Origin of the sequence: uncultured Halomonas sp., from assembly GCF_947501415.1 — a bacterium.
Lineage (GTDB): Bacteria > Pseudomonadota > Gammaproteobacteria > Pseudomonadales > Halomonadaceae > Halomonas.
Genome location: NZ_CANMVL010000002.1, coordinates 106,367 through 131,777, shown reverse-complemented (window position 1 = coordinate 131,777; position 25,411 = coordinate 106,367). Strand labels below are relative to the sequence as shown.

Here is a 25,411-nt window from a genome sequence, read left to right as displayed (position 1 = left end):
GAATTCATGGCAGCACCTCGAGATTGGCCGCGCTCCTACTCCCAAGGCACTCCCGGGAGAGTTCAATCAGAGTCGTCACCAGGGTGTTTGGACGTGACAGCATGGGGCAGTGGCCGGCCCCGTCGATGGTGCGATCGGCATCTTGCCGTCGTGTCGCGGGCAGCAGTGGGTCGTCGGTTCCAGACAGGAGGCGCATCGGGCAGGGTGGCTCGGCCAGGGGGCGACTGTTGTCGAGCTCGGCAAGCCATTGCAGCCCGGCGGCAAGGGTAGCCAAATCGGGGGGAGGGCCCTCCCCGAGCAGGTCGAGAAGGTGTCGGTAAGCGTCCCGGGGAGACGCCTCCCCGCGCAGCATCCAGCGTCGAAAATGTGCCAGGGTCGCGTTCGGGTCTCGAGTGAAGGCACGGCGGAAGCGGCCAAGCTCCTGCTGTGTCACCCCCTCTGGGTGGCAAAAGCGTGGGCCCATGCCGATCTGGATCAGCCCCCGGGGCGGGGGAAGCGCAGTCGACGCAAGGCCGAGCAGGGTGGTTGCCAGCAGCCCCCCCAGGGACCAGCCAACCCAGACGGCGTCTCGGGGGAGGTCGTCGATAAACGTCCCGGCAAGGGCCTCCAGGTCTGCAGGATGCTCAAGGGCCGGCTGGGCCCCGTAGCCCGGCCAGTCTGGCGTCTCGATGGTGATCCCGGCAGGCCACAGGTTTGCCAGGGGCTGCCAGACTCGCGCATCGATACCCCAGCCGGAAAGTAACACCAGGCGGGTCATGACAGGGGTTCCCCATTGGCCATGACACTCCTCTTCTGGCATTCGGCAAGGGCATCGATCAGGGCGTCTATATCATCGTCGGTGTGGTCGGCGGAGAGGGTAATACGCAACCGAGCCTTCCCGCGTGGCACGGTAGGCTCGCGAATGGCGCCGACATTGATGCCACGTTCGGCGAGCCGTGTGGCCCAGGCCATGGTCGTTGTGTTGTCGCCGAGCACGATTGGCTGAATCGGTGTGGCGCTGGCCATCAGCGGTAGCCCGAGCTCGCTTGCTGCCGCGCGGAAGCGGGCAATCAGGGCATGCAGACGCGCGTGCCGTTCCGGCTCTTCAGCAAGGATATCCAGGGCTGCCAGGGTGGCGGCCGCCACCCCGGGTGGTTGAGCCGTTGTGTAGATGTAGGGGCGCGCGAACTGGGTCAGGTGCTCGATCAGAGCCTCGCTCCCCGCGACGAAGGCCCCGGCGGTGCCAAGCCCCTTGCCCAAGGTGCCGACCAGCACGGCTACCTCATCGACGCCGTAGTTGCGGCCCACGCAGCCGTCGCCTCGCTCGCCCAGCACGCCCATGCCGTGGGCATCGTCGATCATCAGCCAGGCAGCGTGGCGACGAGCGGTGGCCGCCAGGCCGGGAATATCGGCAATGTCGCCATCCATGCTGAAGACACCGTCGCTCACCACCAGCCTGGGGTGGTCGGCCTGGCTGCGCGCCAGTAGTCGCTCGAGGTCGGAGAGGTCGGCATGGTGGAAACGACGCGAACAGGCCCCGGCCAGCCTGGCGCCATCCAGCAGTGAGGCGTGGTTGAGGCGGTCCTGAAAGACCCGGGTATGCGGGTCACAGAGCGACTGGAGCACACCCAGGTTGGCCATGTAGCCGGTGGAGAAGAGCAGCGCCCGGGGCCGACCGGTGAGCTCGGCGAGACGACACTCCAGGGTCTCGTGAACCGCCAGGTGGCCGTTGACCATGTGCGAGGCTCGGGCCCCGCCTCCGTAATGACGTGCTCCCTCGGCCATGGCCTCGGCCAGGCGCGGGTCCCGAGAGAGGCCCAGGTAGTCATTGCCGGCAAAGTCACGCAGCCGACTCGTCGGCCGACGTGTCGTGCGGTGTCGCCACAGACCGCTAGCGCGGCACGCGCGGGCGCGTTCGGAAAGGCGGCTTGTCCAGTCGTGCTGGGTCATGGCTCAACGCTTGTCGCATCGTAGGCCAGCTCGCCGACCCGAGCGGCGGCCCGGTGTGCCGACTGCTGGACAAGGTCGGCCTCCACGCTTGCCTGAATCCAGTCGTCGTCGGCACAGGTTTCCCTGCGCTCCGGGTGCAGGCCGAGCCGGGAGAACAGGGCCCTGTCGCGCTCCGCCTGAGGATTGGCGGTAGTCAACAGCCGATCACCATAGAAGATGGAGTTGGCGCCGGCCAGGAAGGCCAGGGCCTGGGTCGAGTCATCCATCTGCTCGCGTCCCGCGGAGAGGCGCACATGGCTTTGCGGCATCAGGATGCGCGCCACGGCGATGGCACGAATGAACTCGATGGGGTCGAGATCCTCGACATCTTCCAGAGGGGTGCCGGGGACCTTGATCAACATGTTGATTGGCACCGACTCCGGATGCGGCTCAAGGCGTACCAGCTGCTGGAGCAGGGCGGCTCGGTCGCGGGGAGCCTCACCCATGCCCAGAATCCCCCCAGAGCAGACCTTCATGCCTGCCTCACGGACCTGAGCGAGCGTATCCAGACGATCGGCGTAGGTTCGCGTGGTGATGATCTCCCCGTAGTAGTCGGGAGAGGTATCGAGGTTATGGTTGTAGTAGTCGAGCCCTGCCCGGGCGAGCCGCGCGGCCTGGTCGCCATCGATCATTCCCAGGGTCATGCAGGTCTCGAGCCCCAGCGCCTTGACCCGGCGGACCATCTCCAGCACCACCTCGAGATCCTTCTCGCGGGGGCTCTTCCAGGCCGCTCCCATGCAGAAGCGGCTGGCCCCGGCGGCCTTTGCCGCCTGGGCCTCCTCCACGACCCTCTCGATCTCCAACAGCTTCTCCTTGCCAAGTCCGGTGTTGTAATGGCCGGACTGAGGACAGTATTTGCAGTCCTCGGGGCAGGCGCCGGTCTTGATCGAAAGCAGGGTGGAGACCTGAACGGCGTTGGGGTCGAAGTGGGCGCGATGTACCTGCTGGGCACGATAGAGCAGGTCATTGAAGGGCAGTGCGAACAGGGCCTCGATCTCATCGAGACGCCAGTCGTGGCGTATCTCGGTCGGTGCGGCTAGGGTCTGGGAATCGGCTGTACAGGCTTGCGACGCTTGAGACATGGGGGGAGTCGCCTTTGGTCAACTTGGTTCGTATAGAAAAGTTGACGAACAGCTTACGGGCCGGGCTCGAGATGTCAACCCGCGCAAAATCATTGGTTGACAGCGCCCTGCGTCGAGCCCTGCCGGGCCGCTGTGCCTTCTGCCTAGCACCGGCTCTCGATGCTCAGCCCTGGTGTCGCGACTGCTTCGAGACACTGCCCTGGAATCTGCCCGCCTGTCCTGTCTGCGCCGAGCCACAGCCCGGGGCCTGCCAGGCGCGCCGTTGTGGTACTTGCCTGCGACGCGCTCCTGCCTTCGTGCGTGCTCGGGTACCACTGCGCTATAGCGAGGAGGTAGCCTGGCTGGTACGGCGCTTCAAGTTTCGGGCCTCGCCGAGGGCCGGGATGGTGCTGCTGGCGTTGCTGGAGGCGTCGCTCACCGAGGAGGCGCGGGCCTGGCCCCAGGTACTGGTACCGGTGCCACTGCATGCCAGCCGTGCCCGTGGCCGAGGTTTCGATCAGGCAGAGTGGCTGGCGAAGCGTCTGGCCTTGCGACTGAGGGTGCCGTTGCGTCATGGCACTCGTCTGCGAGATACGCCCAGTCAGCGTGGGCTCGATCGCCAACAGCGCCGGACCAACCTGCGGCGCGGATTTCGCGTGGAGGGGCCCCTGCCATCTCGAGTGGTGCTGCTCGACGATGTCATGACCACCGGGGCGACCCTGGAGGCGCTGGCCCTGGCCTGCCTGGCCGCCGGGGCCGAAGAGGTCGAGGCCTGGGCGATAGCCCGCACGCCGCTGGGGGAAACATGAGTCAGGCCTGGTAGAGTAGGAGTTTTCTGGAGGATGGACCATGGACGCCGATCATCACCCCTTCTCCACGCTGTCGCCGGCTCGGGTCGTGGCGGCCATCGAGTCGCTGGGGTTCTGGCTGCCCGGTGAGCCCTTTGCGCTGAACAGCTACGAGAACCGAGTCTACTTGGTTCATGATGACGAGCGTCGTCGCTGGGTGGCGAAGTTCTATCGACCAGAGCGCTGGAGCGACGCGTGCATTCAGGAAGAGCACGACTTCCTCGCCGAACTCGCGTCAGCAGGCGTGGCGGTGGCCGCACCGTGGCGTGATGAGGATGGGCGCAGCCTGCTGTATGCCGAAGGGTTTCGCTTTGCGCTCTTTCCACAGCTCCCCGGCCAGGCCCCGGAGCTGGAGAATCCCGACCATCTGTTTGCCCTGGGCGAGCTGATCGGCAGCGTGCATTCGGTGGGGGAGCGTGCCCCCTTCAAGCAGCGAGGTGTGTTGGATCTGGACGCGATGGTGATCGATGCCCGCGAGCGGGTGCTCGCCGGCCCCTGGCTGAACCAACGACAGCGTCAGGCCTACGAGCGGGTCACGTCGGCACTGCACGAGGCGCTGGTGGAGTATCGCTGGAGCCCGGAGCGGCAGATACGGGTCCATGGTGACTGCCACATCGGGAATATTCTGGGCCGCGACGACCACTTCGCGCTGGTGGACTTCGACGACTGCCTGATGGCCCCGGCAGTGCAGGACCTGTGGATGCTGATCACCGCACAGTCGCCCGAAGAGCGGCATATGCAGCTCTCGGAAGTGATCGAAGGCTATGAGCAGCAGCGTGAGTTCGACCGCCGTGAACTGGCCCTGAGCGAGCCGTTACGGACCCTGCGGCTGCTGCGCTACAGTGCCTGGCTGGTATCACGCTGGGAGGATCCGGCCTTTCCGACCGCCTTCCCCTGGGTGGCCGATAATGGCTACTGGGAGTCGCATATCAGAACGCTGGAGCAGCAGCGCCTGGCGCTGGATAGCGCGCCGCGCTGGCTGGCATAAGGCCAAGGGCCTGGTCCTGTCGCAGGACGACAAGGCCAGGCCCTTTCAAAACCAGGCCCTTGCAAAACCAGGCCCTTGCAAAAAGAAGTGCAGATCAGGGTTGCGAGTCGTCGGGATCGGGTTGATCGGCGGGGATTGGGTTGGCGACACCGTTACCTTCGGCCTGACGCCGTTCGATATTGATCTGCTCGGAGGGGTTCTCCTGCTCCTCGATGGCCAGGTCGCTGGCCAGCTGGAGTTCGAAGCCGTGCTCCGGAGAGAGCTCGCAGCGGCCATCCTGACAGGCGTCAATGCCGAACTTGCCGTCGCTGCCGTAGGCCGCCGCGGAGATCTCGCCGCTGTAGATATGGCTGTCACTGCCTTCGGTATCGATACAGGTGACGCTGGAGGTGGTGATGCGGATGCGCTCACCATCGAGCTGCGCGTCGCCGACCATCACGCAGTAATCGGGCACCTGATGGCTCCCGCTGCCGTTGGCCACCGGCCGCAGCAGGACGTCGTCATGGCGGGGTGTGTCGGGGTCGAGGCTCAATGACTCGACAACCTGCACTTCCAGGCGAGCATCGGCAGGCAGTTCCAGGGTGGCGGCGAAGGCCAGGGAGGGGGCCAGCAGCAGGCCCAGCAGCAGGGATGTCTTGGTCATGTCGGGCTCTCGCGGAAAGGTCTGCACAGCATGAAAACCTGCATACTATCACAGCCTGATGCATCGACTCATTGACCTTGTCGGGGTGCGGCAGCATGTCGCGAGCCGAGCAGGGGGCAGGGACAGCGAGAAAGTGGCGGCGAAGTGCCGAACCGGGAGGGCGGGCTGATAGACTATAGGCTCGGGATGATAGAATCTTTTACATCTAAAAGATTCTGTATATATATTGCATATGAAACGCGGCAACCAGCGACGACTTGACGGAGCCCCCCATGACAGAAGAGCTCGCCAACCACTATCGGCAGATTATCCTTGCACTGGGCGAGGACCCCGAAAGGGAAGGGCTGCGTGATACGCCAAAGCGGGCCGCCAAGGCCATGCAGTTTCTCAACCACGGCTATCTTCAGTCGCTGGAGGAGATCGTCAATGGCGCCGTCTTCGAGTCGGAGACCGACGAGATGGTATTGGTCAAGGACATCGAGCTCTACTCCATGTGCGAGCATCACCTGCTGCCCTTTATCGGCAAGTGCCATATCGCCTACCTGCCCGATGGCAAGGTGCTGGGCCTCTCCAAGTTTGCGCGTATCGTCGACATGTTCGCTCGGCGCATGCAGATCCAGGAGAGCCTCACCCGCCAGATCGCCGAGGCCGTGCAGGAGGTGACCGGCGCTCGTGGCGTGGCGGTGGTGGTCGAGGCCCGTCACCTCTGCATGATGATGCGTGGCGTCGAGAAGCAGAACTCCAGCATGACCTCTTCGGTGATGCTCGGTGGCTTCCGCGAGAATCCAGCGACCCGTCAGGAGTTTCTGACCCTGATCAACGGGCGTTGATTCGTCTCGGGGCCACGACTCGCATCTATTTCCCTGGCGCACTATTGAGGAGAGCCGGCCATGCCGTTGCACGCCATCGATGACCAGCACTTCGACCATGGTCTGGCGACCATTCGCATCAAGAACCTCCGCCTGCGCACCCATATCGGCATCAAGGAGGAGGAGATTGCCAATCGCCAGGATGTGGTGATCAACGCGGTAATACGCTATCGCGCCGACAAGGCGGTGGCGTTCAATCATATCGAGCAGGCGCTGAACTACCGCACCATCACCAAGCAGGTGATCGCCCATGTCGAGGAGAACCGTTTCCTGCTGCTCGAGCGCATGACCCGCGAGGTGCTCGACCTGATCATGTCTCACGAACAGGTGTTGACGGCCCAGGTCGAGATCGACAAGCCCCATGCCCTGCGCTTCGCCGACTCGGTTTCCATCACCCTGTCCGAGAGTCGCAAGCCCCGTTGATTTCGCCGTGGGAATCGATGTGGCCAGGGCTATCGTAGATGGCAGTAACGCTCAAGGCTGTTCCGGCGACAGGCCTCCGAGGGGGCGCTACGAGTACTTCCTTGTAGGCTACCTCGGCCATCCCTGGTCCTCGGACCCCCTCTCCGACCTGTCCCCGGCGCCTTTCACTATCAGTCTGACGGTAACTACGATTACCTGAAAAGGTGGCCCCGTCACTTGGAGTGTCGGGGTCTTTGCGCTTAGCATGAGGTCAAACTGACCAGTGCCGCAATGCGGCAGGAGAACGTCATGGAAGCCCTCAAGGAAACGCAACTCTACTGCCCCTTCGCCTATATCGATGGCAGTTGGGTGGCCGCCGACAGCGGTGAGCAGATTCAGGTGATCAACCCGGCCACCGGTGAGGCCGTGGGCGATGTGCCGCGCCTGGGGCGTGCAGAGACCGAGCGGGCCATTGATGCCGCTTATGCCGCGCTGCCGGCCTGGAGGGCGCTGAGTGCCCTGGAGCGCGCCGATATCCTGATGAAGTGGCATGACCTGATGCTGGAGCATCAGAATGACCTGGCAATGATCATGACCCATGAGCAGGGCAAGCCGCTCAAGGAGGCCGCCGGTGAGATCGCCTATGCGGCCAGCTTCCTGCGCTGGTTCGCCGAGGAGGCCCGGCGTGTCTATGGCGAAACCATCCCTCCAGCCAAGGGCAACCAGCGTATCGTGGTCACCAAGCAGCCCGTCGGAGTGGTGGGGGCCATCACCCCCTGGAACTTCCCGGCGGCCATGATTACCCGCAAGGCCGGGGCGGCATTGGCCGCAGGCTGCACCATCGTCTGCAAGCCGGCCAGCCAGACGCCGTTCTCTGCCACCGCTCTGGCCCTGCTGGCCGAGCGCGCCGGTGTCCCGCGCGGGGTGTTCAACGTGGTGCCGGGCCGTGCCAGCGAGATTGCCGCCGCCATGACCGAGTCGCCGCTGGTGCGCAAGATCACCTTCACCGGCTCTACCGAGGTGGGGCGCGACCTGATGGCCAACGCCGCTCAGCATATCCAGAAGATCTCCCTCGAACTGGGCGGTAATGCGCCCTTCATCGTCTTCGAGGATGCCGACCTGGACGCCGCGGTAGAGGGCGCCATGGCGGCCAAGTTCCGCAATGCCGGCCAGACCTGCGTCTGCACCAACCGCTTCTTGGTACAGTCCAGCGTGGTCAATGCCTTCTGCGAAAAGCTTGCCGTGGCCATGAACAGCGAGCTCAAGGTCGGCGATGGGACCCAGCCCGATATCAATATCGGCCCCTTGATCGACCACAAGGCGGTTGCCAAGGTCAGCGAGCACGTCCAGGACGCCGTGGACAAGGGGGCAGAGCTGTTGCTGGGGGGCCACCCGCACCCGCTGGGAGGCAACTTCTTCACGCCGACCCTGATCAGCTTCGCCACCGAGCAGATGCAGGTGGCTCGAGAAGAGACCTTCGGCCCGCTGGCGGCGGTGTTCCCCTTCGATGACGAAGAGAGTGCCGTGGAGATGGCCAATGACACCGAGTATGGCCTCGCCGCCTACTTCTACTCCCGCGATCTGGGTCGCGTATGGCGTGTCGCCGACGCCCTGGAGTACGGGATGGTGGGGATCAACACCGGGCTGATTTCCAACGCCGCCGCGCCCTTCGGTGGTGTCAAGGAGTCTGGACTCGGTCGCGAGGGTGGCCACCAGGGGCTGGAAGAGTTCCTTGAGACCAAGTACCTCTGTATTGATCTCGGCTGACCGGGCTTCGCCCGAAGCCGTAAGCTTTGCGCCTTAAGCTGTAAGAAGCGAAAACCCCGTCGGCCATGGCCGACGGGGTTTTCTGATTATGGCGGCTGTTTACGCTGTGCTTACAGCCGCCGCAGGCGCTTAGTGCCTGAAGTGGCGCATGCCGGTAAACACCATGGCGATGCCGGCCTCGTTGGCGGCGTCGATCACTTCCTGGTCGCGCATGGAGCCGCCGGGCTGGATCACCGCGGCGATGCCGGCGGCGGCGGCGGCATCGATGCCATCACGGAACGGGAAGAAGGCGTCGCTGGCCATCACCGAGCCGGGAACCGAGAGGCCCTCGTCGGCGGCCTTGATGCCGGCGATCCTGGCCGAGTAGACGCGGCTCATCTGGCCGGCTCCCACGCCGATGGTCTGGCCATCCTTGGCATAGACGATGGCGTTGGACTTGACGTACTTGGCCACCTTCCAGGCGAACGCCAGATCGCGCAGTTCCTGCTCGGTCGGCACCCGCTCGCTGACCACGGTGAGCTCGTCGCGCCCGACCATGCCGAGGTCGCGGTCCTGGACCAGCAGGCCGCCCGTGACGCGCTTGAAGTCGTGGGCATGGCCGCGCTCGCCGGGCCAGCTGGCGCTTACGTCGAGTAGACGTACGTTCTGCTTCTCGGCAACGATGCTGGCGGCCTCGTCGTCGACCCCCGGGGCGATGATCACCTCGACGAACTGGCGGTCGATGATGGCGCGCGCGGTGTCGGCGTCCAGTGGCACGTTGAAGGCGATGATGCCGCCGAAGGCGCTGGTGGGGTCGGTGGCGAATGCCTTGTCATAGGCTTCCAGGGCGCTGGCGCCAACCGCCACGCCGCAAGGGTTGGCATGCTTTACGATCACGCAGGCGGTATCGGTGAAGGCCTTCACGCACTCGAAGGCGGCGTCGGTATCGGCGACGTTGTTGAACGAGAGCGCCTTGCCATTGAGCTGTACGGCGGTGGCCACGCTGGGCTCGCTGGCGTCGCTCTCGACATAGAAGGCCGCCTTCTGGTGCGGGTTCTCGCCGTAGCGCATGGCCTGCTTCTTCTCGAACTGCAGGTTGTAGGTGCGCGGGAAGCCATCCTCGCCACCCTGCACTCGCTGGCCGAGATAGTCGGCGATGGCGGCATCGTAGCCCGCGGTGTGCTCGAAGGCCTTGACGGCCAGGTCGAAGCGGGTCGCTTCCGATACCTTGCCATCCTGGGAGGCGATCTCGCCCAGCACCCGGGCATAGTCGGCGGCATCGACCACGATGCTGGTGTGGGCGTGGTTCTTGGCGCAGGCACGCACCATGGTGGGGCCGCCGATATCGATGTTCTCGATGGCGTCCGTGAGGGTGCAGTCAGGCTTGGCCACCGTCTGGGCGAAGGGATAGAGATTGACCACCACCATGTCGATAGGCGTGATGTCATGCTCGGCCATCACTGCATCGTCCTGACCACGACGGCCGAGGATGCCACCGTGGATCTTCGGATGCAGGGTCTTGACGCGACCGTCCATGATCTCGGGGAAGCCGGTGTGTTCGGACACCTCGATGACCGCGATACCGTTCTCCTGGAGCAGGCGGAAGGTGCCACCGGTGGAGAGCAGTTCGACGCCGTGCTCGCTGAGTCCACGAGCGAAGTCGACGATGCCGGTCTTGTCGGAAACGCTGATCAGGGCACGGCGTACCGGGAGGGAGGAGGCTTGGGCCATGGGGACACTCTCTTGACGTCTGGGGCGGTGGGTGGAGGATGCGAAGGGGGGGCGGGTCGTGAGACGCACCGCAGGGAGCCAGAGGCTCCCTGCGTCATATCAGGTCATATTGCTTGAGCTTCTTGCGCAGCGTGCCGCGATTGAGGCCGAGCATCTCGGCGGCGCGGGTCTGGTTGCCCTGAGTGTGCTCAAGCACCGAGGCGAGCAGCGGGGCCTCGACCTCGGCCATCACCATGGCATAGAGCCCGGTAACCTCGCCGCCATCCAGGTGAGCGAAATAGCGGCGCATGGAGAGCTCAACCGCTTCACGCAGCGGCTGCTGGCCACCTGCCGGTGCGGACAACTCGGTGCTGGCATCCTGCGACGGGTGACCGGTTGAAAACTGTGGGTCGGAGGGAAGGGCTTGACTGGTCATGCGGCTCGTATTCCTTTCGCGGTCGCGCCCTGCTCGTCCGGCGCAGTGGCGGGCGAGGGGGCATGACCAAAGAGGTCGTCGATAAAACGATGCTGGTCGGCACGGCTTTCGAGACGGTTGAAGCGTCCCTTCAGTTCACGTCGCTGTCCCTCGTTGAGGCGGGTATCGCCGGCCAGATACCAGCCGACGTGCTTGCGTGCGATGCGCACCCCCATGAAGTCGCCATAGAAGTCATGCAGCGCATTCAGGTGGTGGCGCAGCACGCTTGCGCGTTCGTCATCGCCGGGCGGGGGCAGGCAGACCCCATGGCGCAGGTAGTGGTCGATCTCGCGGAAGATCCAGGGGTTGCCCTGGGCACCCCGGCCGATCATAACCGCGTCAGCGCCAGTATAGTCGAGGACAGCGGCGGCCTTCTCGGGGGAGTCAATATCGCCATTGGCGAATACCGGGATCTTCACCGCCGCCTTGATGGCCGCGATGGTGTCGTATTCGGCGTAACCGGAGTAACGCTGCTGGCGATGGCGACCGTGTACCGCCAATGCCTGGATGCCGGCCTCTTCGGCCAGGCGTGCCACCCGCAGTCCGTTGTTGGTCTCGGCACACCAGCCGGTACGGATCTTCAGCGTGACCGGGATATCCACCGCCCCCACCACCGCCGTCAGGATCTCGGCCACCAACGCCTCGTCGCGAAGCAGGGCGGAACCGGCGGCCTTGTTGCAGACCTTCTTGGCCGGGCAGCCCATGTTGATATCGATGATCTCGGCACCCTGGTCGGCATTGAAGCGGGCGGCCTCGGCAAGCATGGCGGCATCGCCGCCGGCGATCTGCACGTTGCGCGGCCCCGGCTCGCCCCGATGGTCCATGCGCAGCTGTGACTTGCGGGTATGCCACAGGCTGGGGTCCGAGGTGACCATCTCGCCCACCACCATGCCGGCGCCCAGCTGCCGACACAGCTGCCGGAACGGGCGGTCGGTGACGCCGGCCATCGGTGCCAGGATCGTTCGATTCGGCAGCGTATGGTGGGCGATGCGGGGCTGTGACTGACTGGCGTCGAACATGGCTCGGGGAAGTGAAGGCTAGAGGGGGGCATATCATACGCCCCCCGCCGGGCAGGGTGAAGTGGTGGTGAGGCGAGCCTAGGCCGGGCGGCGGCCGGTCAGGCGAACCCACCCTTCGCGGGTGACCGGTTCATCCATTCGCAGGCCCTGCTCGTGATAGGCCTGCAGCACCTGTTCGGCCTGGCCCTCGAGGATGCCTGAGAGCGCCAGGCGACCCCCGGGTGCGACATGCCCTGCAATCATCGGCGCCATCTCGACCAGTGGTCCGGCGAGGATATTGGCCACCACCACGGGGAATGTCTCTGCGTCGTCGAGCTGTTCGGGGTAGCAGAGGTGCAGGGCCTGCTCCTGCACCCCGTTACGTTCGGCGTTGTCGCGACTCGCCGTCAGCGCCTGGGGATCGATGTCGGTCGCGACCGCCTGCCTGGCCCCTAGCTTGAGGGCGGCGATGGCCAGGATGCCTGAGCCGGTACCGATATCGAGCACCGTCTGACCCTCCAGGGTCTCGCAGATGGCGAGGGCATCAAGCCACGCCAGGCAGAGGGCGGTCGTGGGGTGCGTGCCGGTGCCGAAGGCGAGCCCCGGGTCGAGATGCAGGTTGACCGCACCGGGCTCGGGCGGCGTGTGCCAGCTGGGCACGATCCACAGCCGCTCACCCATCTGCAGCGGCACGAAGTCCTCCATCCACTCGCGCTCCCAGTCGCGATCGGCGAGCAGCTCCACGGAGATCTCCGGGCAGGGGTCCTCGGTCTGCTCGGCGGCCCAGGCCTGCTGGACCCGTTCAAGCATGGCGTCGACGCCCTCGAGGTCGTCGTATAGTCCGGTAAGCACCGTCTCGTGCCACAGCGGGGTGCTGCCTCGCTCGGGCTCGAAGACGGGGTCATCGTGGGCGTCCTGCAGGGTAATGGCGGTGGCACCCTCGGCGAGCAGCAGCTCCTCGAGGGTCTCGGCCTGTTCCGGGGCGACGTGGGCCTTGAGTTGCAGCCAGGGCATGGGATCTCCGATAAGCAGGGGGAAGCGCAAGCGGGGCGGCCGAGGCCGCCCCGCTGAATACCGAAGCCGGGAAGGTTAGAGGCCCAGCTTCTTCTCCAGATAGTGGATATTGACGCCGCCCTTTCGGAAGTCGCCATCACGCACCAGATCCTTGTGCAGATCGGTGTTGGTCTTGATGCCTTCCACCAGCAGCTCGTCCAGGGCAACCCGCATGCGAGTCAGTGCGGTTTCACGGTCGCTGCCCCAGGTGATCAGCTTGCCGATCAGGGAGTCGTAGTGGGGTGGCACCGAGTAGCCGGTATAGAGATGAGAGTCCATGCGCACGCCGATACCGCCCGGAGGGTGAAAGAGGGTCACCTTGCCGGGGGAGGGGATGAAGGTGCGCGGGTCCTCGGCGCAGATGCGGCACTCGAAGGCGTGGCCGTTGAGAGTGACATCCTCCTGGCGGATTGAGAGCGGCAGACCGGAAGCGATGCGCAGCTGCTCCCTGATGATATCCACGCCGGTGACCATCTCGGTGATCGGATGCTCTACCTGAACGCGGGTATTCATCTCGATGAAGAAGAACTGGCCATCCTCGTAGAGAAACTCGAAGGTGCCGGCGCCGCGATAGCCGATGGTGATACACGCCTGGCGACATGCCTCGAGCACTTCCGCGCGGGCCGTGGGGTCGAGCATGGGGGCCGGCGCTTCCTCGATCACCTTCTGATGACGGCGCTGTAGTGAGCAGTCGCGGTCGTAGAGGTGGATGGCGTTGCCCTGGCCGTCGGCCAGCACCTGCACTTCCACGTGGCGCGGGTTCTGGAGGAACTTCTCCATGTAGACGGTGCCGTCACCGAAGGCCGAGTGGGCCTCGGTGCGGGTCACGGTGACGGCCGAGAGCAGGTGAGCCTCGGTGTGTACCACACGCATGCCGCGACCACCGCCGCCGGCAGCGGCCTTGATGATCACCGGGTAGCCGATGCGGCGTGCGGTGGCCAGAATCTGGCCATCGTCATCCTCGGGCAGGGGGCCATCGGAGCCGGGCACGGTGGGGACGCCAGCCTTCTTCATCGACTCGATGGCGCTGACCTTGTCGCCCATCAGGCGGATGGTCTCGGCCGTGGGACCGATGAAGGTAAAGCCGGAGCGCTCCACCTGTTCGGCGAAGTTGGCATTCTCGGCGAGAAAGCCGTAGCCGGGGTGGATGGCGCTGCTGTCGGTGACCTCGGCGGCACTGATCAGTGCCGGAATGTTGAGGTAGGACTGGGCCGAGGAGGCCGGCCCTATGCACACGACCTCGTCGGCCAGGCGCACGTGCATCAGCTCACGGTCGGCCTTGGAGTGGACCGCCACCGTTCTGATACCCAGCTCCTTGCAGGCACGCAGGATGCGCAGGGCGATCTCGCCGCGGTTGGCAATAAGAACCTTGTCCAGCATGATGGGTCCGCCAGTATCGAGTGAATGACCAGTATCGGTTATTTGAGAGGGAGCGGGGCTCAGGCGATCACGACCAGAGGCTGGTCATACTCCACCGGCTCGCCGTCCTCGACCAGGATGGCCTCGACCACGCCGTCACGCTCGGCCTCGATCTGGTTCATCATCTTCATGGCCTCGACGATACACACCGTTTCGCCCTTCTTGACCTGGGAGCCGACTTCGACGAAAGCCTTGGCGCCTGGAGCCGGTGAGCGGTAGAAGGTACCCACCATGGGCGAGTTGATGGCCTGACCCTGGAAGCTGGGGCCCTCGGCGGCAGCCGGCTCGGCACTCTCGGCGGGTGCCGGTGCGGCGGCGGGAGCGGGCTGTGCCGCAGGCGCATAGGCTTGAGGCATGTTGGGCTGCCAGCTCACACCATTGGGATGACGGCTGATACGGACCGACTCCTCGCCCTCCTGGATCTCGATTTCGCTGATGTTCGATTCTTCCAGCAGCTCGATCAGCTTCTTGACCTTGCGGATATCCATGACGTTCGTCCCGATCGGTTGGGTGCGGTGAATGGCCGTTGGCCCGGCGCTGTCAACCCGGGCCAAGTTTCATTAGATCGCGGCAAGATGGCGACTCTTCCGCCTCTACGGACCATGAAAAGAGGATAGCGGCGGAGTTTGCCGAAAAACCCGAGCGATGTCCAGTACCGTTGAAAACGCTGTTCGAACGGGCGTTTCAAGGCACCTTTCCTCGCTGCTTCCCTGGTCAAGACAGCGGTTCAGGCGTCGCTTTCGCTGTCGAGCCAGTTACGCACACTGTTCAGGTGGCTGGTGAGCTCCCCGGCATTCGGTGCGCCCAGGATGCGAGCCTCGCGGATCTCCTCGCCTGCACGGAAGAATAGCAGGCTGGGAGGCCCGAAGAGCTCGAAACGCTCCAGAAGTTCGCGACTGGTGGCGTCGCTGTCGGTGACGTCGACATTGATGCGAGCGAACTCCGAGAGCGGCTCTGCCACCCGTGGGTCCGGGTAGACCCGGCGCTCGAGCTGCTTGCAGGAGATGCACCAGTCGGCAGTGAAGTGAACGAAGGCGGCCTGCTCATCCGGTACCGAAGCGAGAGCCTGATGTAGCTGATCGAGCCTCTCCACCGTGATGATTTCCTGTGGCGCGGAGGTGCCTGCAGCGGGCGACGAGTTCACGCCGCCGGTCAGTGGCGCCAGGGGGCGCAGCGGGTCGCTGGCGCCGCTGGCGGCACCGAGAACCAGCACCACCCCCCAGGCGAGCATCAACAGCCCCAGGGCCTGGCGTGCTCGTGCCCACCCCTGGGGAAGGTTGGTGGACATGGCGCCAAGCGCCACCGCGGTGCCGACGGCCAGGCCGGCCCAAAGCAGCAACACCAGCGTGGCCGGCAGCAGGCGTTCGACCAGCCAGATCGCCACCCCCAGCAGCAGGATGCCGAAGGCTATCTTGACGCCGTTCATCCAGGCACCGCTACGGGGCAGCAGGGTGGTGCCGAAGGTGCCCACCAGCAGCAGGGGAACGCCCATGCCCAGCCCCAGGGCGAGCAGGGCGGCCCCGCCCAGCAACGCATCACCGGTGGTGGAGATGAAGACCAGGGCGCCGGCCAGCGGAGCTGTGACACAGGGGGATACCACGAGAACCGACAGCGCCCCGGTCAGCGCCAGGCCGGCGGGGCCGCTCTGCTGGGCGCGGGCCTGACAGGCGTCGATGCGACCGGCCAGCCGGGGTGAGAGGCGCAGGTCGAAGGCGCCGAACATGGCCAGGGCGAAAATCGTGAAGAGTACCGCAAAGGTGATCAGTACCGGGGCGGATTGCAGTTGCGCCTGGAGATTCAGCCCGGCTCCGAACAGCCCCATCAGCACCCCGACCAGGGCGTAGGTGAGTGCCATGCCCCCGACATAGCTGGCCGAGAGGGCGAACGCGCGCGGCCGACTCGGGTTCTGCCCGACGATGATGGAGGAGAGGATCGGCACCATGGGCAGTACGCAGGGCGTGAAGGTCAGCCCCAGGCCGGCGAGGAAGAATAGTCCCAGTGCCAGCGGCAGGCTGGCCTCGGCCATCAGGGCCTGAAAGCGGCCATCCTCGCTCTGGGGGGCGGTGGGTGCTGTGGAGGAGGCGTTGCCACCTTCATCCTTGGCAGAGCCGGAGCCGGCATTCGATGCTTGCCAGCCGGCAAAGGCGGCGGGTGCCTGCTGCTCGGCGGCGTCCAGGTCAACATGTTCCGGGGGGTAGCAGAGGCCGGCATCGGCGCAGCCCTGAAAGGTCACCGTGACGGGGATCACGCCGCTGACCTCCTCCTCGAGGGGAACCTCGAAGACCACCCTGTCGCGGAATGTGTAGACGTCACCGAGGAACTCGTCGCTGGTGAAGGTGCCTTCGGGGATATCGGGCTCACCCAGTGCTACCGCATCGCTCTTTACCGCGAACTGATGGCGATAGAGATAGTGCTCCTCTTCCGCCTCCATGCCGATATAGAGGATCTCGCCATCATGCCAGGCGCTGGGCTGAAAGGCCTCCAGCACCGGCAGAAACTCCGAGTCATCGTTGGAGAACCACTGTCCCTGGGCGGCGATCGGCAGCAGCAACAGCAGCAGGGCAGTCAGAGCAAGGCGTTGAATGCGGATCACGAAAGTCCTGTCCTTGGTTGGTAGTGTGGCTGGCGATCAGACCTCGCTTGCCGTGTGGGGTTCCAAGGCGTGCCCTGTCGTGACGATGCATCCAGCAGGGCTTTCGCATCAGGGGCCTGTAGTCCGGGCAAGGTCGAGCTGACCGCTTGTGCTGGTCGGGTGCTAGGATAACGCAAGGGGAGGGCGTGTCTTCATCGAGGAGCGTGGTATCTGGTGTGCCACGTTGTCGCACGCTCCATGTCTCATATGGGAAAGTCTCGTATAGGAAAGGAACCTGCACATGGCTTGGATGGGCAGCAGCGACGCCAAGCGTCGCAAGAAGATCGAAGCGCTGGAGCGGCCCGACTACGGGTGGATCTGGAAACCGTTGCTGGCACTGCTGGTGATCTATCTGGTGGTGACGCTGGCGCTCGGGATCTGGTGGAGTCGCACACCGGCGCCGCACAGCGTCGAGCGGGTGCCCATGGAGCGTCGCGGTGATGCCGGCAGCGAGCCCGCCGCCAGAGGGGTGGTAACGGTCGCGACCCTGGCCTCCATCGTCGAGACGCTCTACGACAAGCCTGGCGGCTATCTGCGTAATGACCGGCTCCCGCCCGGTCTGTGGCTGGACAACATGCCGAGCTGGGAGCAGGGCGTGCTGAACCAGGCCAAGAACCTGGCGCGGGCGCTGCCCTCGATGAATCCGGGCGAGGTCGAGCATCTCGAGCAGGCGGTTCGCGGCTTGGCGGGCGACGGTCTCGACTGGTATCGACCCGCCACCGAGGATCGCCTGATGTCGGCGGTGACTGCCCTGGACCGCCAGCTGATGGCATTGAGCGGCATGGAGGCCGAAGGCTTCGTGCCCGGAGCGGGGCTGCGCCGCTGGCTCGCCGATGTTCGCGTAGATCTCGACGACCTGTCGTTGCGACTGGCCTCGGGTGCCGGGGGTCATCAGTTGCTGCAGGAGCTCGCCATCGATGGCGAGGCGCTCCCCGAGGGCACCCCCTGGTATCGGGTCGACAACGTCTTCTTCGAGGCGCGCGGCACTGGTTGGGCGCTGGTGCAGATGCTGGAGGGGGTGCAGCGTGATCAGGCCGATGTGCTGGGGGCGGCTGAGGTAGTCGAGCAGTGGGAGCGGCTGCGGGCTGAGCTTGCCATGACCCAGCGTCGCCTGTGGAGCCCGGTGGTGATGAGCGGCCAGGGTTTCGGTCCCTTTGCCAATCATACGCTGGTGATGGCACATCACATCAGCCGGGCCCGCGACCTGGTCGAGTCGATCATCACTCGTCTTGCCGAGAGTGCCGAGCAGGAGGTGGCCGGAGAGGCAGTCCAGCAAGCACCCGCCAGCGAACCTGAGGTACTCGATGTGGAGCGCAACGCCCAGCCTGAGCAGGAAGCTGCCGACCAACAGGAGGTCGAGCAGGGGACTGAGCAGGGGGCCGAGCAAGATCAGACGCCCAGTCTGGACGACCAGGTGGGGTCGGAAACGCAAGAGGGTCAGGCTGCCGAGCAGTGAACTTGCTTACTTGACAGGGTTTCCAATGCCCATCAAACGCAGCGGGCCGCCTCTAGGGCGGCCCGCTGCGTTTATGCTCAACACTCATGACCCGGAGGGCAGAGTGCAGAGGTCTGGAGTGCTTTCTGAATCAGGCCTTGTGATAGGCGTCGGATGCCTTCTCGATGGCCTTGCGGGCTGCCTCGGCGCCCTCCCAGGACTCCACCTTGACCCACTTGCCCTTCTCGAGATCCTTGTAGTTCTCGAAGAAGTGGGCGATCTGCTGGCGCAGCAGCTCGGGCAGGTCGGTCACCTCCTGAACGTCGTCATAGAGGCTGGACAGCTTTTGATGCGGCACGCACACCAGCTTGGCGTCCTCGCCCGCTTCGTCGGTCATGTTGAGGATACCTACCGGACGGGCGCGAATGATGCTGCCGGGCTGGACAGGGCAAGGGGTAACCACCAGGGCGTCCAGGGCATCACCGTCGTCGGCCAGGGTGTGCGGGATGAAGCCGTAGTTGGCCGGATAGAACATCGGGGTGGCCATGAAGCGGTCGACCAGCAGGGCGCTCATGTCCTTGTCGATCTCGTACTTGACCGGCGCGTGGTTGGCCGGAATCTCGATCGCCACATAAATGTCGTTCGGGAGCTCCTTGCCGGCGGGGATATTATCGAAGTTCATCGTCGCTTCCTTGGGTTGGTAAAAGAAGGGGGTGGTAGAAGAGGTGGTTGGCAGAAGATATTGGCGCGTCGTCTGGAAGAAAAAATCCGCAAAATTATACGGGCCAGCCCGACCGAATACCAATTCGACATAGGTGCCGGCGCCCTTTTCGGTGCTCAGAAGGTGTCATTATGGTCATGCTGTTGCACCCGTGCCGGGCCACGGCGTGTATCATGGCCGCGCATGATTCATCGGGTAAGGAGAGGCGAGTGTCACCCGCGCAGCTGTCATTGAGTTTTGGTCAGGCCTTCGTGGCGCCGGATCGCCGGCGGCACCGCAGCTCCATGTCGGTATGCCTACCCGAGCCCCCTCAGCTCAACGCCAAGGGTGCCTGCGCGCTTATCAGCGATGCGACCCAGCGCAACAGCATGGCCAAGCAGGCTGGCGATCTCAGTGTGCGCAGCTTCCTGAGCGACTACTACTCCACCCCCGACCACTGGGACATCAAGACCTCGGCTACTCGCGTGCTGCTTGCGCTCAATGCCTGGACCTATAGCCAGAGTCGTCAGGTGACGGACGGCAGTTACGTCACCTCGCTGTCGGCGCTGGTGCTGCGCGGCACCGAGGGCCATCTCTTCCATATGGGAGACACCCTGGTGTTCCGGCTACGCGGGGCGGAGTTCGAGCAGCTTACGCGAGACCATGTCACCGACCTGGGGGGGTATCGCTACCCCTCGCGTGCGCTGGGCATGGATAACAGCATCGATATCGATTACGTCCGCTTTCCGGTCAAGCAGGGGGACCTCTTCCTGTTCACCACCCAGGCGGTGCTGGGCACCCTGATGCCATCCGAGTATGTGCAGTTGATCCGCCAGGACGCCAGTGATCTGCATGCCGCCTGCGACCGGCTGGCCGAGGCGGCGGTGGAGCGTGCCCAGTCCCGCGGTTACGGGGCCGATCAGTTCTGCTTTCAGCTGCTGCGTATCGATGAGCTTCCCGAGGAGCAGTCGGACAACCCGGCGAAGGTGTATGGCGAACTGCCGATTCCGCCCGAGCTCTCGCCCGGGGACCGCCTCGAGGGGCTGGAGGTGCAGGCCGTGCTGTCGCGTACCGCCCAGTCACGTGTCTACCGGGTGAGCGACCTCCAGAGCGGGCGTGTGATGGTGATGAAGGCGCCGAGCCCCGAACTCTCCCTGCGCAATATCTATCTGGAGCACTTCTTGCTGCAGCAGTGGGTGGTGGAGCGCGTCAAGTCGCCCTTCGTGGCGCGCATCATGGAGCCGTCGCGGCCACGGCGCTACCTCTACTACCTGATGGATCATGTGGAGGGCGAGACGCTGGCCGACTGGGCGCGACGCCACCCCCAGGCAAGCCTTGCCCAGCGCCTGGATATCGCCAACCAGCTGGGCAAGGCGGTGCAGGCTCTGCATCATCGGGAGCTGCTGCATCAGCTGATTCATCCCGGCAACGTGCTGATCGATCCTCATGGGAAGGTGGTGTTGACCGATTTCAGCGCCTGCCGGAGGCGTGACGGGGCGGGGCTCAAGGATGCCCACGAACTGTTGCGTCAGGTCGGGCTCACCGAACACAGCGCTCCCGAGTATGCGCTGGGTGACGGGATCGGTCGGCGCAGTGACCAGTACTCCTATGCCTCCACGGTCTACTGGCTGTTGACCGGTGAGTTGCCTTATGTGGTGCCCCCCAACCGCCTGCTGCGGCATACCGACCTCGAACAGCTGGCCTATCGCAGCGCGCGGCAGCGTAACCCCGAGGTCCCCCAGGCACTCGACGAGGCGTTGCGTAGGGCACTGGATCCCCAGCGAGCGCTACGCTATCGACGCATGTCGGAGTTCCTGCGTGAGTTGCGCCAGCCGCTGGCAACTCTGCACCGCGAACCGGAGGTGCTCGGCACCCCGAGGAGATCCCGGGATGCCGGCCAGTTCTGGCAGGGGGTGGCCGCGATACTGCTGTTGCTGCTGGTGCTTTCCTGGTTGCTGCGATAGCGGCGGCCACCGCCACCACTGATACGCGATGGCTTGTATCGCCCGATAAATTGGGCTCCTACGTCACGGTCTGGCTCTACTGTCTTGTAGGAGCGCAATTTATTGAGCGATGGTTTGCATCGCGCGATAGGGTTTATCGCGCGACCTTATTTAAAGCTCGAAGTCGGGCAGCTTGCGCTCGACGCGGTGCTTGGCAAGCTTTGCCACCCGGGGCAGGCCGTTATCGAATGGGGGGAAGTCCTCGCCCTGAATCAATGGCAGCAGGTAGTCACGGCAGGCTTGGGTGATGCCGAAGCCATTCTCGCTGATGTAGTCGCGGGGCATGAACTTCTCGCGGTTGGCGATCTCGGCGAGCGGGGCCGGCTCGATGCGCCACTGGTAGGGTGCCTCGGAGACCCGCTTGATGGCCGGCATCATCGCATTCTTGCCCTCGATGGCCAGTTCCACCGCCGCCTCGCCGACGGCGTAGGCTTGCTCCACGTCGGTCGCGGAGGCCAGGTGGCGGGCGGCGCGCTGCAGATAATCGGCCACCGCCCAGTGATACTTGTAGCCCAGGTCCTGCTTGACCATGCCGGCCAGGGTCGGCGCCACGCCGCCCAGCTGACGATGGCCGAAGGCGTCGGTGTTGCCGGCATCGGCCAGGAAGGTGCCATCCTCGTAGCGCGCCCCCTCGGAAACCACGATCACGCAGTAGCCGTACGTCTTGACGGCATGGTCGACGCGAGCCATCACCGCCTCGCGGTCGAAGGCGATCTCGGGGAAGATCACCAGGTGGGGCGGCTCACCCTCGCCCTGGCCGGCCAGGGCGCCGGCGGCGGCGATCCAGCCGGCATGGCGACCCATCACCTCGAGCACGAAGACCTTGGTGGAAGTCGCGCACATGGAGGCGATGTCGAGGGAGGCCTCCAGGGTTGAGGTGGCAATATACTTGGCCACGCTGCCGAAGCCCGGCGAGTTGTCGGTGATCGGCAGGTCGTTGTCCACGGTCTTGGGCACGTGAATCGCGGTGAGCGGGTAGCCGAGCTTCTCGGAGAGCTGCGAGACCTTGAGGCAGGTGTCGGCACTGTCGCCGCCACCGTTGTAGAAGAAGTAGCGGATATCGTGGGCGCGGAACACCTCGATCAGCCGCTCATACTGGGCGCGGTGGGTCTCGATGTCCTTGAGCTTGTAGCGGCAGGAGCCGAACGCGCCGCCCGGTGTGTGGCGCAGTGCGGCGATCGCCTCGTCTGACTCTCGACTGACGTCGATCAGCTCCTCGGTGAGGGCGCCAATGATGCCGTTGTGGCCGGCATAGACCTTGCCGATCTGGTCGGGATGACGGCGGCAGGCCTCGATCACGCCACAGGCGCTGGCGTTGATCACGGCGGTGACGCCGCCGGACTGGGCGTAGAAGGCGTTATGGGCCATGGGGCTATTCTGCTCCTGGTCGTCGCTACTGTTGGGATGGAAGAGGGTGAAGGTGGAGGGGATTCTAGCCGAAACCCCCTTGCCCTGCACCCGAGAGGTATCGCAGAAAGCTTGGCAGCTCGGAAGCTCGGGGCTGGTCTGGCGACAAGCCTACGAGGAGGCGCTGTGAACCCCTCCCTGGGCGCTACCGACGCCTTCCCTGGCGTAGGACCTCCTCTTCGGCTTGCCCCCAGCGCCCCTCGGTTCTGGTAACTGCGACAGCCCTGCCTGCACCCGGTAGAGCTGGAGGGGCTCGTCGGGGGCATGCTAGTCTCGCCTCTCCTCGCGCCTTGGCTGGCGCACTCATCGGACCCATGCTGGAGCGAGTTCCATGCACCTTCATATCCTTGGTATCTGTGGCACCTTCATGGGCAGCCTGGCGCTGTTGGCGCGCGAGCTGGGCCACACGGTCAGTGGCTCGGATGCGGGGGTCTACCCCCCCATGAGCACCCAGCTGGAGGAGGCTGGTATCGCGCTGTGTGAGGGGTACTCGCCCGCCAATCTTGAGCCACGCCCCGACTTGGTGGTGATCGGCAATGCGCTGTCGCGGGGCAACCCCGAAGTGGAGGCGGTGCTCGATGCCGGTCTGCCCTACGTCTCGGGCCCCCAGTGGTTGGCCGAGCATGTGCTGCCCGGGCGGCGGGTGATCGCCGTGGCGGGTACCCATGGCAAGACCACCACAGCGAGCCTTGTCGCCTGGCTGCTGGAGTCGGCGGGGCTTGCGCCGGGGTTTCTGATTGGAGGCGTGCCGCGCAACTTCGGTGTCTCGGCGCGCCTCGGCGCCGCGGATGCGCCCTTCGTGGTGGAGGCCGACGAGTACGACACCGCCTTCTTCGACAAGCGCTCCAAGTTTGTTCATTACCGCCCCAGTATCGCCGTGTTGGGCAATCTGGAGTTTGATCATGCGGATATCTTTGACGATATCGCCGCGATCGAGCGTCAGTTCCACCATCTGGTGCGCACGGTGCCGGGCAGAGGAGTGCTGTTGGTAGGCGACGGTGAACCGGCCCTGGAGCGTGTGCTGAGCATGGGGGTCTGGAGCCCGGTGGTGCGCTTCGGCGAGTCCCCCACGAGCGCCTGGCGGCTCGAGCTTGAGCGTGATGACGCCTCTCGCTTTCGGGTCATCCACCAGGATGCCGAGGCCAACGAGGATGCGGTGGTCGACTGGGCCTTGACCGGCCTCTACAACGCCCGCAACGCCCAGGCAGCGCTCGCCGCTGCCCATGCCTGTGGGGTGAGCCTGGTGCGGGGGGCCGCCGCCCTGGCGCGCTTCGAGTCCCCGCGGCGACGCCAGGAGGTGCGGGGAGAGGTGGCCAATATCCAGGTGATCGACGACTTCGCCCACCACCCCACGGCGATCGCTGCCACGTTACAGGGATTACGCGCCGCTACCGCCCGGGGTCGGCTGCTGGCGGTGATCGAGCCTCGCTCCAATACCATGCGCCTGGGTACCCTGCGTGACCGCCTGGCCGCGAGCGTGTCCGACGCCGATGTGGCCTTCTGGTATCGACCGGAGGGGTTGGACTGGCCCCTGGAGCCCATTATCGCGGAGAGTCCGATACCGGCGCGACTCGAACAGGACCTGGAGTCGCTGGTATCGGCGCTGGTCGCCGAGGCGAGGCCCTATGATCGGATCGTGGTGATGTCCAACGGCGGTTTCGGCGGTATTCACGAGAAGTTGCTGGCAGCACTGGAGGCGGCTCATGGCTGAGGAGTTTGCTTCGCCGGTCACGGTGGCGCTGACCGGCGCCTCCGGTGCGCAGTACGGACTGCGCTTGATCGACGCCCTGGTGGCGGCGAATCATGAGGTGTGGGTGATGATCTCCAAGGCGGCTCATCTGGTGATCGCCACCGAGACCGATATCGAGTTGCCCGCCCGGCCCGAGCGGCTGGCCGAGAGTCTCGTCGAACGCAGCGGGGCGCGGCCGGGGCAGATTCGCTGCTTCGGCCGCGAGGACTGGATGGCCCCGGTGGCCTCCGGTTCCGGCGCTCCCTCGGCCATGGTGATCTGTCCCTGCTCGACCGGCACTCTCTCGGCGGTGGCCACCGGGGCGAGCAACAACCTGATCGAGCGGGCCGCCGACGTGGCACTCAAGGAGAGGCGCACCCTGGTGCTGGTGCCGCGCGAGGCGCCGCTTTCGGCGATCCATCTCCAGCACATGCTCGACCTCACCCGCCAGGGGGTGGTGGTGTTGCCAGCCGCGCCGGGGTTCTATCACCGCCCTCAGTCGATCGACGACCTGATCGACTTTATCGTCGCGCGCATCCTCAACCAGCTAGGGATAGAACACCGCTTGATGCCGCGCTGGGGAGAGCCGGGCCACTCGGTGCCTGGCCACTAGGCGCACGGTACTTGCCCGCTCGGTTGCTTGGCCCTTTATCGCCTGAAACAGCCGTGACATGGAGGTCTCTCGCATGATCAATCCGGGTTTGCTGTCGGTATTCCTGCCGACCTTCTTTCTCGTCTCCCTGACGCCCGGGATGTGTATGACCCTGGCCATGGTGCTGGGCATGACGCAGGGCGTTCGCCGCAGCCTGTGGATGATGGCCGGGGAGCTGGTCGGTGTGGGGGTGGTGGCCGCGGCGGCGGGCGTTGGCGTGGCGGCCTTGATGCTTCGTCAACCGGAGCTCTTTGCGCTGTTCAAGTGGCTCGGGGGTGCCTACCTGGCCTACCTGGGTATCATGATGTGGCGCTCCCGTGGGCGCATGGCGATCCCCGAGGAGGGGATGGAGGTGGCGCCCGCCGGCCGCGGTCAGCTGGCCATGCAAGGGTTCGTGACCGCCGTGGCCAACCCCAAGGGATGGGCCTTCTTCGTGGCGCTGCTGCCCCCGTTTCTCGACGCCGGACGGCCGCTGGCCGGCCAGCTCGTCGTGCTGGTGGCGCTGATACTGATTATCGAGTTCATCTGCCTGCTGCTCTACGCCACCGGCGGCAGCCGACTGCGTCGTCTGCTGGCGCACGGTGGCAGCGTGCGACTGCTCAACCGTATCGCCGGCACCCTGATGGTCGGGGTGGGGATATGGCTGGCGCTGGGCTAACCAGGACTTCGTCCG

General features: G+C 65.1%; 23 protein-coding genes. 10 read left to right on the top strand and 13 right to left on the bottom strand.

The window, feature by feature from the left end:
- Positions 1–4 precede the first annotated feature (4 nt).
- Genes Q0894_RS01365 through bioB form a run of 3 tightly spaced genes read right to left on the bottom strand, consistent with a single transcriptional unit; the run spans position 5 to position 3,050 of the window.
- Entirely contained in the window at positions 5–757 is a 753-nt protein-coding gene (locus Q0894_RS01365; RefSeq protein WP_299230823.1) for an alpha/beta fold hydrolase, read from the bottom strand.
- Positions 754–1,929 (bottom strand): 8-amino-7-oxononanoate synthase, encoded by a 1,176-nt coding sequence (bioF, locus tag Q0894_RS01360; RefSeq protein WP_299230822.1) that lies wholly within the window; start codon positions 1,927–1,929, stop codon positions 754–756. The genes Q0894_RS01365 and bioF overlap by 4 nt, the downstream gene beginning before the upstream one ends.
- Entirely contained in the window at positions 1,926–3,050 is a 1,125-nt protein-coding gene (gene bioB, locus Q0894_RS01355; protein ID WP_299230821.1) for a biotin synthase BioB, read from the bottom strand. Before bioB ends, bioF begins: the two co-directional genes overlap by 4 nt.
- 71 nt (positions 3,051–3,121) lie before the next feature.
- Between bioB and Q0894_RS01350 the strand changes: the two genes are divergently transcribed.
- Positions 3,122–3,838 (top strand): ComF family protein, encoded by a 717-nt coding sequence (locus tag Q0894_RS01350; protein ID WP_299230820.1) that lies wholly within the window; start codon positions 3,122–3,124, stop codon positions 3,836–3,838.
- Between the two features lie 40 nt (positions 3,839–3,878).
- On the top strand, positions 3,879–4,865 hold the full coding sequence (locus Q0894_RS01345) for a serine/threonine protein kinase (RefSeq protein WP_299230819.1): 987 nt from the start codon (positions 3,879–3,881) through the stop codon (positions 4,863–4,865).
- Between the two features lie 94 nt (positions 4,866–4,959).
- Here Q0894_RS01345 and Q0894_RS01340 read toward each other — a convergent pair whose 3' ends face one another.
- Positions 4,960–5,508, bottom strand: coding sequence for a hypothetical protein (locus Q0894_RS01340; protein WP_299230818.1), 549 nt, complete (start codon positions 5,506–5,508; stop codon positions 4,960–4,962).
- A 272-nt stretch (positions 5,509–5,780) separates the two neighbouring features.
- On the opposite strand from Q0894_RS01340, the gene folE reads away from it, so the two are divergent.
- From folE to Q0894_RS01325, 3 genes are all read left to right on the top strand, one after another.
- Positions 5,781–6,338, top strand: a complete 558-nt coding sequence (gene folE, locus Q0894_RS01335; protein ID WP_299230817.1) for a GTP cyclohydrolase I FolE — start codon at positions 5,781–5,783, stop codon at positions 6,336–6,338.
- A gap of 60 nt (positions 6,339–6,398) precedes the next feature.
- A complete protein-coding gene (folX, locus tag Q0894_RS01330) occupies positions 6,399–6,800 on the top strand; it encodes a dihydroneopterin triphosphate 2'-epimerase (RefSeq protein WP_132041493.1) in 402 nt (133 codons plus the stop codon).
- A gap of 288 nt (positions 6,801–7,088) precedes the next feature.
- Entirely contained in the window at positions 7,089–8,546 is a 1,458-nt protein-coding gene (locus tag Q0894_RS01325) for an NAD-dependent succinate-semialdehyde dehydrogenase (protein WP_299230815.1), read from the top strand.
- 129 nt (positions 8,547–8,675) lie between these two features.
- Here the strand turns inward: Q0894_RS01325 and purH are convergent, their stop codons facing one another.
- From purH to dsbD, 7 genes are all read right to left on the bottom strand, one after another.
- A complete protein-coding gene (gene purH, locus Q0894_RS01320) occupies positions 8,676–10,256 on the bottom strand; it encodes a bifunctional phosphoribosylaminoimidazolecarboxamide formyltransferase/IMP cyclohydrolase (protein WP_299230813.1) in 1,581 nt (526 codons plus the stop codon).
- A 94-nt stretch (positions 10,257–10,350) separates the two neighbouring features.
- Positions 10,351–10,671, bottom strand: coding sequence for a DNA-binding transcriptional regulator Fis (gene fis, locus Q0894_RS01315; RefSeq protein ID WP_299230812.1), 321 nt, complete (start codon positions 10,669–10,671; stop codon positions 10,351–10,353).
- The gene (dusB, locus tag Q0894_RS01310; RefSeq protein WP_299230811.1) at positions 10,668–11,729 is read right to left on the bottom strand and encodes a tRNA dihydrouridine synthase DusB; all 1,062 of its coding nucleotides are present in this window, start codon (positions 11,727–11,729) and stop codon (positions 10,668–10,670) included. Before dusB ends, fis begins: the two co-directional genes overlap by 4 nt.
- 78 nt (positions 11,730–11,807) lie before the next feature.
- Positions 11,808–12,722, bottom strand: a complete 915-nt coding sequence (gene prmA / locus Q0894_RS01305) for a 50S ribosomal protein L11 methyltransferase (protein WP_299230809.1) — start codon at positions 12,720–12,722, stop codon at positions 11,808–11,810.
- A 75-nt stretch (positions 12,723–12,797) separates the two neighbouring features.
- The gene (gene accC, locus Q0894_RS01300) at positions 12,798–14,141 is read right to left on the bottom strand and encodes an acetyl-CoA carboxylase biotin carboxylase subunit (protein WP_299230808.1); all 1,344 of its coding nucleotides are present in this window, start codon (positions 14,139–14,141) and stop codon (positions 12,798–12,800) included.
- 59 nt (positions 14,142–14,200) lie between these two features.
- Positions 14,201–14,668, bottom strand: coding sequence for an acetyl-CoA carboxylase biotin carboxyl carrier protein (accB, locus tag Q0894_RS01295; RefSeq protein ID WP_299230807.1), 468 nt, complete (start codon positions 14,666–14,668; stop codon positions 14,201–14,203).
- Positions 14,669–14,907: 239 nt separating this feature from the next.
- Complete coding sequence (gene dsbD / locus Q0894_RS01290) at positions 14,908–16,773, bottom strand: protein-disulfide reductase DsbD (protein WP_299230805.1); 1,866 nt, start codon at positions 16,771–16,773, stop codon at positions 14,908–14,910.
- A 280-nt stretch (positions 16,774–17,053) separates the two neighbouring features.
- On the opposite strand from dsbD, the gene Q0894_RS01285 reads away from it, so the two are divergent.
- Entirely contained in the window at positions 17,054–18,268 is a 1,215-nt protein-coding gene (locus Q0894_RS01285) for a DUF2333 family protein (protein WP_299230803.1), read from the top strand.
- A 130-nt stretch (positions 18,269–18,398) separates the two neighbouring features.
- On the opposite strand, the gene ppa is transcribed toward Q0894_RS01285, so the two are convergent.
- Positions 18,399–18,929, bottom strand: a complete 531-nt coding sequence (gene ppa / locus Q0894_RS01280) for an inorganic diphosphatase (RefSeq protein WP_299230802.1) — start codon at positions 18,927–18,929, stop codon at positions 18,399–18,401.
- Between the two features lie 248 nt (positions 18,930–19,177).
- Between ppa and Q0894_RS01275 the strand changes: the two genes are divergently transcribed.
- A complete protein-coding gene (locus Q0894_RS01275; protein WP_299230801.1) occupies positions 19,178–20,911 on the top strand; it encodes a bifunctional protein-serine/threonine kinase/phosphatase in 1,734 nt (577 codons plus the stop codon).
- Positions 20,912–21,061: 150 nt separating this feature from the next.
- On the opposite strand, the gene Q0894_RS01270 is transcribed toward Q0894_RS01275, so the two are convergent.
- A complete protein-coding gene (locus tag Q0894_RS01270) occupies positions 21,062–22,318 on the bottom strand; it encodes a 6-phosphofructokinase (RefSeq protein ID WP_195688413.1) in 1,257 nt (418 codons plus the stop codon).
- 370 nt (positions 22,319–22,688) lie between these two features.
- Between Q0894_RS01270 and mpl the strand changes: the two genes are divergently transcribed.
- The 3 genes from mpl (at position 22,689) to Q0894_RS01255 (ending at position 25,396) form a co-directional block, all read left to right on the top strand.
- Positions 22,689–24,068 (top strand): UDP-N-acetylmuramate:L-alanyl-gamma-D-glutamyl-meso-diaminopimelate ligase, encoded by a 1,380-nt coding sequence (gene mpl / locus Q0894_RS01265; protein WP_299230797.1) that lies wholly within the window; start codon positions 22,689–22,691, stop codon positions 24,066–24,068.
- Positions 24,061–24,699 carry a flavin prenyltransferase UbiX gene (locus tag Q0894_RS01260; RefSeq protein ID WP_299230795.1) on the top strand — a complete coding sequence of 213 codons (639 nt, stop codon included), beginning with the start codon at positions 24,061–24,063 and terminating at the stop codon, positions 24,697–24,699. Before mpl ends, Q0894_RS01260 begins: the two co-directional genes overlap by 8 nt.
- A 73-nt stretch (positions 24,700–24,772) precedes the next feature.
- Positions 24,773–25,396 (top strand): LysE family translocator, encoded by a 624-nt coding sequence (locus tag Q0894_RS01255; protein ID WP_299230793.1) that lies wholly within the window; start codon positions 24,773–24,775, stop codon positions 25,394–25,396.
- Positions 25,397–25,411: the final 15 nt, after the last annotated feature.